This is a genomic window from Streptomyces sp. 7R007 (assembly GCF_054850255.1).
This window is the reverse complement of record NZ_JBTWMV010000011.1, coordinates 1-12,654: the sequence shown is the minus strand read 5'-3', so window position 1 is coordinate 12,654 and position 12,654 is coordinate 1. Positions and strand designations below refer to the sequence as shown.

The window sequence follows — 12,654 nt, the reverse complement described above, 5'->3', positions numbered from 1 at the left end:
GCTTGCCCCGCCTGACTCATGACGACGCCTCCCCCCTACGGTCAACACGGTCCTCGGGTCCGCCCGGTCCGGGCACGCGCGGCCCGCCGAGCAGCTCGGCGACCGCCTGCTGGTAGCGCAGCACGGCCTGTTCGGCGACGCGCAGGTCGCAGGGGGCGCTCCACAGCATCCGGCGCGCCGCGTCGTAGCGCTCGACGAGCAGCGGGTCCTCCGCCAGGCCGTGCCGGGCCACCTTCGCCTTGTACGCGTCGAGCCGGCCGCGCAGCTCCGCGCGCACCGCCAGCGGCGCGGTGACCGCGGTGAGCGACTCGCGGGCGCGCAGCAGCTCGTCCTCCGCCTTCTGCTCCAGCGACTCCAGCAGCGGGGACAGCCGGTGCCACTGGGCGTGCCGGCGGTACTCGGCCGCCGTCGCCAGCTGCTCCTGCAGCGCGGTCGGCGGGCCGCTGACCACCGGCACCTCCGTCGCGGCGATCTTGGCGAGGACCTCCCCGCGCGCGGTGCGCGCCTCGGCGAGGGTGCGGTCGGCGCGGGAGAGCACGTCCCGCAGCTTCACCAGCCGCGCCTCCGCGTCCTGACGGACCGTCAGAACGGCGTCGATCTCCCGGCGCACGTCCTCCAGGGCGCGCGCCTCACGGTCGTACACGGTGGTGTCCGGCTTGCCGCCGCCGGGGGCGGAACTGCCCTGCGCGGGCACCCAGTAGGCCAGCGGGTCGGAGACGACCTGCTCGCGCAGGGAGGTCAGGGTGCGCGTGATGCGCTCCAGGTCGTCACCGGCCGGGTGCTCGCCGGGGCGTACGCCGACGGAGTGGGCGAGGGCACGGGTGCGCTGGAGTTCGGCGGCGAGTAAATCGATGCGGGCGGGCAGCGCCGACCAGACCGCGTCGCAGGCGACGACCATGTCCAGGCTCGTCGCGTACAGCTCGTTCATCCGGTCCACCAGCGCCGACAGCGAGAAGGCCTCGCTGAGCTTGCCCGAAGGGCCGTGCAGCGTGGGGGCGTTGGCGGTGGCCGTGGCGGAACCGGCGACCGTGACGGACTCGCCGCGCAGCAGCTCCGTCAGCTCGACCAGGTCCTCGCGGCTGGACCAGCGGCGGCGGGCACGGATCTCCCGGGCGGTGTGCAGCGCGTCGGTGTAGGCGTCGAAGTACGCCCACAGCAGGGTGATCGACGCCTCCGTGGCCTGCCAGCGCTCCTTGGTGACGCCGGTCAGCTGGGCGCCTTCGAGGAGCCTGCGGCCCGCGTGGTCCTGCAGCGCGAGGAGCGAGGTCTCGATCGCCTCGTGCTCGGCGCCGAGCCGCGCCAGCGCACGGTCCACCTCGTCCCGGTCCATCACCGGCCCGGCGGGGTCCGTGACGCCCATCGATCACCTCTCGCTGCTGTCGTGTGCCGTCGTGTTGCCTGTCGTCAGTGTCGATCGTCCGTCACTTGTAGTGGGCTGCGGGAGGGGTCGCCGACGCCGACTTCCTGCCGCCGGTGTCCATGGTGGGGTGCAGCCACTTCTCGTACGAGGCGGCCCAGCCGCCGCTCTTGACGTAGTTCTGCAGCGTCCGGTTGACCTGGCGTACCAGATCGTCCGCGCCCAGCTTCATCGCCACGCCGTAGTACTCGGTGGTGAACTGGGTGCCCTTGAGTTCCACCGTCGGGTCCTGAGCGGCCTGGCTGGCGGCGAGCGCGCCGTCGGTGACGACCGCGTCGACCTCGCCGAGCTGCAACTTCACCAGGCAGTCGAGCTGGTTGGGCACCAGCGTGGAGATGTCGGTGGAGGCGGGTATCTCGTCGCCCCGGTCCGCCTTGAGGTTGTCGTAGGCGGTGGAACCCTGCGCCGAGCAGACCTTCTTGTGCGCCAGGCTCTCGTTGTACCCGGTGATCGTCGAGGTCTTGGGGGCGAGGACCTGCTGGCCGGTGGTGAAGTAGGGGGCGGAGAAGGCCACTTGCTTCAGGCGGTCGCAGTTGATGGTCATGGTGCGCACCACCATGTCGACCGCGCCGCTCTGGATCGCCGGGATGCGCTGGTTGGTCGGGATGGCCTTGAAGGAGACCGCGTCCGGGTCGCCGAGCAGGTCCTGGGCGATCCGGTGGACGAGGTCGATGTCGAAGCCCTCCAGCGCGCCGGAGATGTTGTTGGGGTTCAGGTAGCCCCAGCGGTAGCTGTTGGTGTCGACGCCGACGATCAGGCGCGGGTCCTTGCGGGCCTTGATCCTGTCCAGGGTCGGCGTCCTTCCGTCGCCGCCGGACGGCGAGAGACTGCGGTCCTGCGGGTCGACGCACTTCTCCGCCTTGGCCTGGCGGCCCTGGGCGACTCCCTGACCGCCGGTGCCGGTGCTGCCGTCGGCGCCCCGGGACAGGCTCAGCGGCAGCACCAGCGCGAAGAGCGCGGCGAGGACGCAGACGACGGCCATCGCGCCCACCCCGCCCCAGCCGCGCAGGCTGGAGCGCAGTCGCTGCGCCAGACGGTGTGCGGTGTGTGGTGTGTTCCGCCGTGCACTCATCCTCCCGCCCCCTCTCACCGGTACTCCGACAGCCTGCGCCCGATGCCGAGCACCGCGCCGGCCGCGCCCAGGACGGCGAGGACGGCGGCGCCGGTCGGCAGGCCGGTCAGCGCGTCCCGGCCGTCGCCCGCGGCCTGCCTGAACTCCCTCTGCTCATGGGCGAGCGCGTCCTTGAGCGCCTTGTCGATGTTGTCGAAGCACACGCTCGTCGGGTCCGCGCCGACACCGATGACCTTGTCGCGGGCTTGCTGGTACTCGCCCTTGTCGTTCATGCTCTGGGCGACGCCGTGCCGGTCCTTCCAGGCCTGCATGTAGCTGTTCGCGTCCGTCACCGGCTTCCTGCCCGCCGCGTCGTCCGCCAGCGCCTCGGCCTTGTCCAGGGACGTGCCCAGCTTGCCGATCTGGTCGTCGTAGCCCCAGGAGTAGGCGTCCACGGTCCTGTCGTTGCCGAGGTCCTTGGTGTCCGCGCCGCGGCGGATGAGGGTGAGGTTCTCGTCGCTGCGGGCGGTCAGGGACGCGAGCTGGGCGTCGTGCAGGACGTCCAGGGAGCGCACGCCGTGGTCGTAGGAGTCCTTCAGGCCGGCGCGGGCGACGGTGTGGCCGACGACCAGCCACAGCAGGACGACCACGCAGGCGGCCGAGGCGGTGACCAGGCCGTGGTTCAGGACGCGGTTGGTGCGCAGGAAGGTGCGCCGCTGGGCCCAGGCCAGCGCGCCCAGGACGACGACGCCGAGGCCGATCGCGGCCCACGGGAACGCCTTGGCGTCCGCGTAGTCGGCGCGCAGCCGCTGGTTCTCGCGCTGGTAGAGGTCCTCGGCCCTGGGCAGCATCCGCTGCTGCATCAGCTCGTTGGCCGCGCGCAGGTAGGCGCCGCCCACCGGGTAGCCCTGGCGGTTGTTGGACCGAGCCGTCTCGACCAGGCCCTTGTACTGCGGCAGCAGCTTGTTGAGCTCGGCGATGGTCCGCGCGGAGCGGGACCCGGCGTCGGAACTGGCGGCGGCCGTGACGAGCTTGGTCGCGGCGTTGCCGATGTCGCCCTCGTAGCGCCGGCGCATCCCGGGCTTCTCCTGCGGGCCCGCGAGATAGCCGCTGGCCGCCGCGGTGTTGGCGTCGGCGAGCGAGCGGTAGATGTCGGCCGCGTCCGAACTGAGCGGCTGGCTGCGGTGGAGCACGTCGTCGGCGGCCGACGAACGCTCCGTCATCTGCCAGGCCGTCACCGCCCCGAAGGCGACGACGAGCAGGGCCAGCAGCGCGCCGATGATGCGCAGCCGGCCCGGCTCGGTGACGGCGGCCGCGCGCAGCCGGTCGACGCCCTCGGCGAAGGCGGTGCGCCGCTCCGGCGCGGGCAGGGCGGCGGGGGACGGGCCCGGCGAGGTGGGGGAGGCGGGCTGTCCCGGCTGTGGCGGGACGGCCGGCATGGTGGGCACGCCGGATCCCGGTGGCGCCGCGCTGCTCTTCGGCGGGTGTGTCACTGTTGACCTCCCCCATGGTCATCCGTCGCCGCCAGTATCGCCGTCGGCACTGACATCCGCACCAGCCTTCACTGGATCTTGATCGGATCGCAGTGCGTTGCCGGTCCGGTATACGTCACGACGCGATGCCCGCAGCACCCCCCTGCCCATGAATACGCCGCCGGAATCCGTTCGGTTCCCGTGAGCTCACCCCCCGAAGTACGCCCGCGCCCGCTCCTGCGCCTTGGCGCGCGCCCCCGTCCGGTCCAGCCCCAGCAGCACCGCCCCCAGCACCGGCGGAGCGGCCACCACCCGGGGCACCGCCTTGGGGGCGCGCACGGCGAGCAGATCCCTGATGCCGTCGTCGAGTTGGGGGTGCCGGGCGGCCAGCACGCCGCCGCCCAGCAGCACCGGTGTCTCCTCCTCCAGCAGGTCCAGACGGGTCAGCGCGACCGTCGCCATGGTCGCCACCTCGTCCGCCAGCCGGTCCACGAGCGCGCGGGCGACCGGGTCGCCGTCGGCGGCGGTCGCGAACAGCACCGGGGTCAGCTCGTGACGGCGGGCGGGGGCGATCTCCTCCAGGTGCAGGGCCTCGATGAGGGCGAGCATCGAGGCGCGGCCGAAGTGCGCGGGCAGGGTGCGGGCCAGGGCGGTGGGGCCGCCGCGGCCGTCCTCCGCGCGGGCCGCGTGCCACAGCGCCTCCTCCGCCAGGCCCCAGCCGCCGCCCCAGTCGCCGGAGATGCGGCCGATGGCCGGGAAGCGGGCGGTGCGGCCGTCGGGGCGCATGCCGACGCAGTTGATGCCGGCGCCGCACACGACGGCGACCCCGCGCGGTTCGGTGACGCCCGCCCGCAGGATCGCGAACGTGTCGTTGCGCACCTCGACGGTCGTGCCCCACGCGCGCGCGTGCAGCGCCGCCGCCAACTGCTCCTCCTCCACGGGGAAGTCGGCGTTGGCGAGGCAGGCGGAGACGTGGTCGACCCCCTCCGCCCCGGCGGCGGCGAAGGCCTCCGCGACGGCCTCGGCGACGGCGTCCACCGCCGCCCGCACGCCCACCACCGGCGGCCGGAACCCGCCGCCGCGGGCCGTGGCGAGGACACGCCCGTCGGCCGCCACGACCGCCACGTCGGTCTTGCTGTTGCCCGCGTCGACGGCGAGGACACGTGCGGTCAGGCCCACGCGAGGTGCTCCCGGTTGTGTGCGATCAGCTGGTCGGTGAGGGCGTCGGCGTACGCGTACTGGCCGACGAGGGGGTGGGCGAGCAGCGCCCGGAAGACCCGGTCGCGGCCGCCGCGCAGGGCGGCCTCCAGAGCCAGGTCCTCGTAGGCGGTGACGTTCGCCATCAGGCCCGCGTACAGCGGGTCCACGGCCGGCACGGGCAGCGGCGTCGGCCCCTTGGGTCCGACGGCGGCCTGCACCTCGATCACCGCGTCGTCGGGCAGGAAGGGCAGCGTGCCCCGGTTGAGCGCGTTCACCACCTGGTACGGCGATCCCGCGCCGCCGAGCAGCGCGGCGGCGAGGTCGACGGCCGCCTCGGAGTAGTAGGCGCCGCCCCGCCTGGCCAGCAGCGCCGGCTTCTCGGCGAGTGCCGGGTCGCCGTACATCGTCAGCAACTGCCGCTCCATCTCCGCCACTTCGGCGGCCCGGGACGGCTTGGTGCGCAGTTCCCGCACGACCTCGTCGTGGGCGTAGTAGTAGCGCAGGTAGTAGGACGGGACCACGCCCAGGCGGTCCAGGAGGGCGCGCGGCAGGTGCAGGTCGGCGGCGATCGCCTCGCCGTGCTCGGCGAGCAGCCCGGGCAGCACGTTCTCGCCCTCGGGGCCGCCCAGGCGGACGCCGGTCTCCCAGGTCAGGTGGTTGAGGCCGACGTGGTCGAGGTGGATGTCGGCGGGGGAGACGCCGAGCATCCCGGCGAACTTCCGCTGGAAGCCGATCGCCACGTTGCACAGGCCGACCGCCTTGTGGCCCGCCTGGAGCAACGCGCGCGTGACGATGCCGACGGGGTTGGTGAAGTCGATGATCCAGGCGTACGGGTTGGTCCGGCGCACCCGTTCCGCGATGTCGAGGACGACCGGCACCGTGCGCAGCGCCTTGGCGAGCCCGCCGGCACCGGTGGTCTCCTGGCCGACGCAGCCGCACTCCAGCGGCCAGGTCTCGTCCTGTTCACGGGCGGCCTGCCCGCCGACGCGGAGCTGCAGCAGCACGGCGTCGGCGCCCTCGACGCCGGCGTCCAGGTCGGCGGTGGTGACGACCCGGCCGCCGTGGCCCTGCTTGGCGAGGATGCGGCGGGCCAGACCGCCGACCAGCTCCAGCCGCTCGGCGGCCGGGTCGACCAGGACGAGCTCCTCGATGGGCAGCGTGTCACGCAACCGGGCGAAGCCGTCGACGAGTTCGGGTGTGTAGGTCGAGCCTCCGCCGACCACGGTGAGTTTCATACGGGATCAACCCTTCACTCCGGTGAGCGTGACGCCCTCGACGAACGCCTTCTGGGCGAAGAAGAACACGAGGATCACGGGGGCCATGACCAGCACGGTCGCGGCCATGGTGAGGTTCCAGTCGGTGTGGTGCGCGCCCTTGAAGGACTCCAGGCCGTAACTGAGCGTCCAGGCGCCCGGGTTCTCCGAGGCGTAGATCTGGGGGCCGAAGTAGTCGTTCCAGGCGTAGAAGAACTGGAAGAGGGCGACGGCGGCGATGCCCGGCTTGGCCATCGGGACGACGACCTTCAGCAGGGTGCGCAGGTCGCCGCAGCCGTCGACCTTGGCGGCGTCGACGTACTCGTTCGGGATGGTCAGCAGGAACTGGCGCAGCAGGAAGATGGAGAACGCGTCACCGAAGGCCATCGGGATGATCAACGGCCACAGCGTGCCCGACAGGTCCAGCTGCTTCGCCCAGAACAGGTACATCGGGATGATGATCACCTGTGGCGGCAGCATCATCATCGAGATGACCAGCATGAGCGCGAGATTGCGGCCCGGGAAGCGGAACTTGGCGAGCGCGTACGCCACCGGGAGGGACGAGACGACCGTAAGGATCGTTCCCAGTCCCGCGTAGATCAGCGTGTTCTTCCACCAGGTCAGAAAGCCGGGGGTGTCGAAGACCTTCTTGTAGTTGGCCCACTCCCAGGTGTGCGGGATCAGGTCCCGGCTGAGGGCCTGGGTGTCGCTCATCAGGGAGGTCAGGAACACGAACACGAACGGCAGGGTGAAGAACAGGGCGGCCGCCACGCCGAGCGAGTGGATCGCGATCCACTCCAGCAGTGTGCGGCGGCGGGCGGTGCGCTCGGCCGGCGACACCGGCGCCTTCACCTGCACCGGCTTGTCCAGCACTTGGGCCATGGTCAGTCACCTGCCAGGTTGAGGCCGCCCCGGCGCCGCATCAGGAACGCGGTGAACGCCATGGACAGGGCGAACAGGACGAGGGCGACGACACACGCGGAGCCGTAGTCGAAGCGCTGGAAACCGAGGTTGTAGACGAGCTGGGGGAGGGTCAGGGTCGACTTCTCCGGGTAGCCGGGCTCGAACTGGGTGCCCGCGCCCTGGATCACGCCGGAGGCGACCTTCCCGGCGATGAGGGGCTGTGTGTAGTACTGCATGGTCTGGATCACGCCGGTGACGACGGCGAACATCACGATGGGCGAGATGTTGGGAAGGGTGACGTACCGGAAGCGCTGCCAGGCCGAGGCGCCGTCCAGCTCGGCCGCCTCGTACTGCTCCTGCGGGACGTCGAGCAGGGCGGCCATGAAGATGACCATCAGGTCGCCGATGCCCCACAGGGCGAGCAGGGTGAGGGCGGGCTTGGACCAGGAGGGGTCGTTGAACCAGCCGGGGGCCGGGATGCCGGCCTTCTCCAGGATCGAGTCGACCGGGCCGGTGCCGGGGTTGAGCAGGAAGGCGAACGCCATCGTGGCGGCCACCGGCGGGGCGAGGTAGGGCAGGTAGAACAGGGTGCGGAACACCCCCGTGCCCGTCTTGATCTTCGTGATCAGCAGGCCGACGCCCAGGCCGAAGACGACCCTCAAGGTCACCATGACCACGACCAGCCACAGGGTGTTGCGCAGGGCCGGCCAGAAGAACGGGTAGTGCTCGAAGACGTACGTCCAGTTCTTCGTCCCGCTCCACGTCGGCGCCTTGAAGCCGTCGTAGTGCATGAACGAGAAGTAGACTGTCGAGATCAGCGGATAGGCGAAGAAGACCGCGAAGCCGATCAGCCAGGGCGACATGAAGGCGAGGGTGCGAAGCGCCGAGCGCCGGCGCTTCGACGCCAGGGTGATCGTGGTCATCACCGCGCCTGCGCGATGTCCGTGTCGATCTGCGCGGCCGTCGACTTCAGGGCCGCCTTGAGATCGGTGACCTTGCCGCTCTCGTAGTCGTAGCCGAGCTGCTGGATCGTCGTGAGGTACACACCGCCGTTGATGGAGGCGGGCGTGGTGGTGGAGTACGGGTTCGCGGCGATGTCCAGGAACGTCTTGAAGCGCGGGTCGTACTTCAGTTTCGGCGACTTCAGGGCGGCCAGCGTGGAGGGCACGTTGTGGATGTCGTTGGCGAAGCCGACCACCGCGTCCGTGTTGGTGGTGATGTACCTGACGAACTCCCAGGCGGCGTTCTGCTTGTGGCTGGTGGCGGCGATGCCGGCGATGGTGCCGGTGATGTAGCCCTTGCCGTACTGGTCGGCCTGGTCGTCGGGGACGGGCAGCGGGGCGACGCCGATGTCGAACGCCGGCTTGGCGTCCAGGGCCATCCCGAGGCGCCATTCGCCGTCCAGCTGCATGGCGACCTGGCCGGTGTGGAAGGGGTGCTTGGGGCCCCACTCGTCACCGAGCTTGGAGCGGTAGGCCTCCAGCTTCCTGAAGCCGCCGAGTTCGTCGACCAGCTTCTTCTGGAGGGTGAAACCGGCCTGGAAGGCGGGATCGGTGGCGAGCGTGGACTTGCCGTTCTTGTCGAAGTACGTCGGCGAGAACTGCGCGAAGTAGTGCTCGGTCGTGGTCTCCCAGCCGTGGTAGTCCGGCATGAAACCCAACTGTTGGTAGCCGTTCCCGTCGGGGATCGTCAGCTTCTTCGCGTCCGCCTCGAACGCGGACCAGGTCCTGGGCGGGCTGGTGATGCCGGCCTTCTTGAACGCGGTCTTGTTGTAGTAGAGGCCGTAGGCGTCCCCGAGCAGCGGCACCGTGCAGCGGTTGCCGTCGAACTGGGTGTACTCGTTCATCGGCTTCGGGAAGGTCTTCTCCGGGTCGACGCCGGACTTCTCGAAGAAGGGGTTGAGGTCGACCAGGGCGCCGGAGGAGCAGAACTTGCCGACGTTGTTGGTGGTGAAGGAGGAGATGACGTCCGGGGCCTTGGCGCCGCCGGTGCGCAGCGCCTGGTTGATCTTGTCGTCGGTCATGTTGCCGACGACGTTGACGTGGATGTTGGGGTGGGCCTTCTCGAAGCCGGCGATCAGGGACCTGACGGCCTTCACCTCGTTCGGCGCGCTCCAGGCGTGCCAGAAGTTGATGGTCGTCTCCTTGGACGCGTCGTCGTCGGCGCCGGAGGAGGACTGGCCGGTGCAGGCGGTGGCCAGCAGGGCGAGGGAGGCGGAGGCGGCCAGTGCGACGGCCGTCCTCCGGGACACACCGGGTGCGACTTTCCTGGACTTTTCGGGCATGGCGAGGTCTCCCAGGGGCGGGACGGGAAGGGCGGAGGAAGCGTGCGGGACGGGGGGTGGGGCCGAGGTCAGCGCGAGGTGTCGAAGACCTCGTCGCGGGTGGCCGCGAGCGCGCTCTCCAACGCGCCCCGCAGCACGGGGTGTTCGCGGACGTCGCCGACCACGAGCCGGGGCCGGGAGGCGGCCAGCTCCTCCAGTTCGGCCTGGACCAGGGCGCGCAGCACCTCGCCGCCGGCGGTCAGCGAGGCGCCGCTGAGGACGACGAGTTCGGGGTCGAGCACGGAGACGAGGGAGGCCAGACCCGTGGCGAGCCGGGTGGCGTACGTCTGCAGCAGCAGCCGGCCCAGGACGGTGTCCTCGGCGGCGGCCCGTTCGACGAGGGCGGCGGCGGCCTCGGCGTAGGGGCCGGAGGGGATGTGCTCCATGCCGAGCTGGCGGGCCAGTTGGGGGATGGCCTGGGAGCCGGCGAGCTCCTGGTAGCCGCCGCTGTTGGCTTTGGTGACCTGTCGCACCAGCGGCGCGCCGGGGACGGGAAGGAAACCCACCTCTCCCGCGCCGCCGGTCCAGCCGCGGTGCAGCCGGCCGCCGAGGACCAGGGCGGCGCCGAGACCGCCCTCGTTCCACAGCAGCACGAAGTCCTCGTGGCCGCGGGCCGCGCCCAGCCGTTGTTCGGCGACGGCGACGAGGTTGACGTCGTTCTCGTACTCGACCGGCATCGGCAGCGCGGCGGCGAGTTCGTCCAGCAGGGCCGGGGTGTGCCAGCCCGGCAGGTGGGAGGCGTAGCGCAGCCGGCCGGTGTTGGGGTCGAAGGCGCCGGGGGTGCCGATGACGAGCCGGTGGACGTCGTCGCGGGCGAGCCCGGCGGCCTTCACGGCGCCGTCGAGGGCCTCGGTGACCTGCTGGACCACGGGCCGGGCCGGGCGCCGTCCCGGGGTGGGGAGTTCGTACGAGCCCACCGTGCGGCCGGTGATGTCGGCGACCGCGGCGAGGATGCGCTCGGGCGTGACGTCGAGGCCGGCGGCGTACGCCGCCGCGGGGTTGACCTCGTAGAGCTGGGCGCCGGGTCCCGGGCGGCCCTCGGTGGTGCCGGTGGCGAGCACGAGCCCGGCCGCCTCCAGGCGGGCCAGCAGCTGGGAGGCGGTCGGCTTGGACAGGCCGGTGAGCTTGCCGATCCGGGTGCGGGACAGCGGCCCGTGCTCCAGGAGGAGGTCCAGGGCGGCGCGGTCGTTCATGGCGCGCAGGACGCGCGGAGTGCCCGGCGTACCGGCGGTTCCTGCCATGTGGGTCGACACCTGCCTTTCAACTGCCCAGCTTCTCAGTGACCTGGGAGGGAAGTCCACCGGCTGATCATCGGCGGACCGCCCCTAGATCACTGTTAGGAAAGTTTCCTATTGGCTGGAAGGGAACGTAAGCCCAGGGCGAAGGGGCCGTCAAGGGCGTCCCACGCAAAGCGCCCCCGAGGCAACGGACTCGTTACCTCGGGGGCGTCGGCGGTCGGTGGTGCGGGGTTGTGTTCCCCTACTTCCCCACTCGGCGTTGTGTCCCCCTACTTCCCCGCGGCCGAGCCCGAGGCCGGTGCGCGGGGCGGGGTGATGGGGGTCGTCGCCGCCACCTGTGGCGAGTCCGGGTTGGCGAGGGCCGACGGGGCCGCCACCGCGGCCGCCGGGTCGGCCGGCTCCTCCTCGGCCGGCAGCGCGGCCGTCGCGCCGCCCACGATGCGGATGTCCGCCGCGTCGAAGGCACGCTTGATGCGCCAGCGCAGCTCGCGGGCGACGGTGAGGGACTTGCCGGGCATCGTCTTGGCGGAGACGTGCACGACCATCGAGTCCAGCAGCACGCTGTCCAGACCGAGGACCTCGATCGGCCCCCACAGGAGCTCGTTCCAGGGCTCCTCCGCGCTCATCTTCTCGGCGACCTCGTCCAGCGTGGCCTTGACCCGGTCCAGGTCCTCGTTCGCCTTCACGGTCACGTCGACGCCCGCCGTCGCCCAGCCCTGGGAGAGGTTGCCGATGCGCTTGACCTCGCCGTTGCGGACGTACCAGATCTCACCGTCCGCGCCCCGCAGCTTCGTCACCCGCAGGCCCACCTCGATGACCTCGCCGGAGGCCACGCCCGCGTCGATCGTGTCACCGACGCCGTACTGGTCCTCCAGGATCATGAAGACACCGGAGAGGAAGTCCGTGACGAGGTTGCGCGCGCCGAAACCGATCGCCACACCGGCGACACCGGCCGAGGCCAGCAGCGGCGCCAGGTTGATCTGGAACGTGGCCAGGATCATCAGCGCCGCCGTGCCCAGGATCAGGAACGACGCCACCGAACGCAGCACCGAACCGATCGCCTGCGAACGCTGCCGGCGGCGCTCGGCGTTGACCAGCAGCCCGCCGAGCGCGGTGCCGTCCACCGACTCCACGGTCCGGGTCATCCGGTCTATCAGCTTGGTGATCGCCCGCCGCACCACCACTCTCAGCACCGCCGCGATCACCACGATCAGCAGGACGCGCAGGCCGATCGCCAGCCAGGTCGACCAGTTCTGCTCGACCCAGCTGGCCGCGTTCGTCGCGCTCTCCTGGGCGTCCTGGAGCGTGGGCACCGTCACCGTCGGCGACTCCGAGGGAGACGGCGACGGCGACGAACCGGCGGCCGGCAGGGCGGCGGGCAAGGACACGGCAGGTACCTCCAGGTGCAGCAACCTGCCCCCCGGCATGGCGGTCAAGGTCACGGAAAGGTCACCGGACGGGCAGGTCCACCACACTATCGGGGCATCGTGTGTGCATCGTTGCCTTCTCCTGGGGAGAGGGCGTGATCACACCGCCGGGAACGTAAAGAAACAGGTCGGACGCCTGGAGGGTGAACCAGGCTCGGTTCGGGGGATGCATCACATGTGGTCGAAAACACTCCCAGCCCGTTACCGGGAGATGGTGGCGCGTTCACCAGGCAAGAGGGGAGACTGACTACCAGATCGTCCCGGCGCGAGCCACGCGCCGCCGACGCCCGAGGAGGCATCCGTGCCGCATGTCCTGGTCCTGAACGCGTCGTACGAGCCGCTCGGCGTCGTACCGCTCCGCCGCGCGCTC

Annotated in this window: 10 protein-coding genes and 1 pseudogene; 1 reads left to right on the top strand and 10 read right to left on the bottom strand. The window is 71.3% G+C overall.

Annotated features, from left to right (window positions below):
- Nucleotides 1-16: 16 nt before the first annotated feature.
- The 10 genes from ACYF6T_RS16580 to ACYF6T_RS16535 all read right to left on the bottom strand — a co-directional run bounded on the left by ACYF6T_RS16580 (nt 17) and on the right by ACYF6T_RS16535 (nt 12,245).
- On the bottom strand, nt 17-1,360 hold the full coding sequence (locus ACYF6T_RS16580) for a hypothetical protein (protein ID WP_461697137.1): 1,344 nt from the start codon (nt 1,358-1,360) through the stop codon (nt 17-19).
- Between the two features lie 61 nt (nt 1,361-1,421).
- Nucleotides 1,422-2,489, bottom strand: coding sequence for a glutamate ABC transporter substrate-binding protein (locus ACYF6T_RS16575; protein ID WP_461697135.1), 1,068 nt, complete (start codon nt 2,487-2,489; stop codon nt 1,422-1,424).
- 14 nt (nt 2,490-2,503) lie between these two features.
- The gene (locus ACYF6T_RS16570) at nt 2,504-3,961 is read right to left on the bottom strand and encodes a hypothetical protein (protein ID WP_461697134.1); all 1,458 of its coding nucleotides are present in this window, start codon (nt 3,959-3,961) and stop codon (nt 2,504-2,506) included.
- A gap of 186 nt (nt 3,962-4,147) precedes the next feature.
- Nucleotides 4,148-5,119, bottom strand: coding sequence for an N-acetylglucosamine kinase (locus ACYF6T_RS16565; RefSeq protein WP_461697132.1), 972 nt, complete (start codon nt 5,117-5,119; stop codon nt 4,148-4,150).
- Nucleotides 5,110-6,375, bottom strand: coding sequence for a 6-phospho-beta-glucosidase (locus tag ACYF6T_RS16560; RefSeq protein WP_461697130.1), 1,266 nt, complete (start codon nt 6,373-6,375; stop codon nt 5,110-5,112). The genes ACYF6T_RS16565 and ACYF6T_RS16560 overlap by 10 nt, the downstream gene beginning before the upstream one ends.
- Before the next feature lie 6 nt (nt 6,376-6,381).
- Nucleotides 6,382-7,275: a carbohydrate ABC transporter permease gene (locus ACYF6T_RS16555; protein ID WP_461697129.1), complete on the bottom strand. Its 894-nt coding sequence runs from the start codon at nt 7,273-7,275 to the stop codon at nt 6,382-6,384.
- 2 nt (nt 7,276-7,277) lie between these two features.
- The gene (locus ACYF6T_RS16550; RefSeq protein WP_461697127.1) at nt 7,278-8,219 is read right to left on the bottom strand and encodes a carbohydrate ABC transporter permease; all 942 of its coding nucleotides are present in this window, start codon (nt 8,217-8,219) and stop codon (nt 7,278-7,280) included.
- A complete protein-coding gene (locus tag ACYF6T_RS16545) occupies nt 8,219-9,580 on the bottom strand; it encodes an ABC transporter substrate-binding protein (protein ID WP_461697125.1) in 1,362 nt (453 codons plus the stop codon). Before ACYF6T_RS16545 ends, ACYF6T_RS16550 begins: the two co-directional genes overlap by 1 nt.
- Before the next feature lie 68 nt (nt 9,581-9,648).
- Complete coding sequence (locus ACYF6T_RS16540; protein ID WP_461697123.1) at nt 9,649-10,860, bottom strand: ROK family transcriptional regulator; 1,212 nt, start codon at nt 10,858-10,860, stop codon at nt 9,649-9,651.
- Nucleotides 10,861-11,126: 266 nt separating this feature from the next.
- Nucleotides 11,127-12,245 (bottom strand): mechanosensitive ion channel family protein, encoded by a 1,119-nt coding sequence (locus ACYF6T_RS16535; RefSeq protein ID WP_461697122.1) that lies wholly within the window; start codon nt 12,243-12,245, stop codon nt 11,127-11,129.
- A 340-nt stretch (nt 12,246-12,585) separates the two neighbouring features.
- On the opposite strand from ACYF6T_RS16535, the pseudogene ACYF6T_RS16530 reads away from it, so the two are divergent.
- Nucleotides 12,586-12,654 (top strand): annotated as a pseudogene (locus ACYF6T_RS16530) (HNH endonuclease); the annotation flags it as partial.

Coding starts and splice junctions, on each gene's coding strand:
- ACYF6T_RS16580 (WP_461697137.1), bottom strand. CDS start 1,360: ATGGGCGTCACGGACCCCGCCGGGCCGGTGATGGACCGGGACGAGGTG.
- ACYF6T_RS16575 (WP_461697135.1), bottom strand. CDS start 2,489: ATGAGTGCACGGCGGAACACACCACACACCGCACACCGTCTGGCGCAG.
- ACYF6T_RS16560 (WP_461697130.1), bottom strand. CDS start 6,375: ATGAAACTCACCGTGGTCGGCGGAGGCTCGACCTACACACCCGAACTC.
- ACYF6T_RS16555 (WP_461697129.1), bottom strand. CDS start 7,275: ATGGCCCAAGTGCTGGACAAGCCGGTGCAGGTGAAGGCGCCGGTGTCG.
- ACYF6T_RS16550 (WP_461697127.1), bottom strand. CDS start 8,219: ATGACCACGATCACCCTGGCGTCGAAGCGCCGGCGCTCGGCGCTTCGC.
- ACYF6T_RS16545 (WP_461697125.1), bottom strand. CDS start 9,580: ATGCCCGAAAAGTCCAGGAAAGTCGCACCCGGTGTGTCCCGGAGGACG.
- ACYF6T_RS16540 (WP_461697123.1), bottom strand. CDS start 10,860: ATGGCAGGAACCGCCGGTACGCCGGGCACTCCGCGCGTCCTGCGCGCC.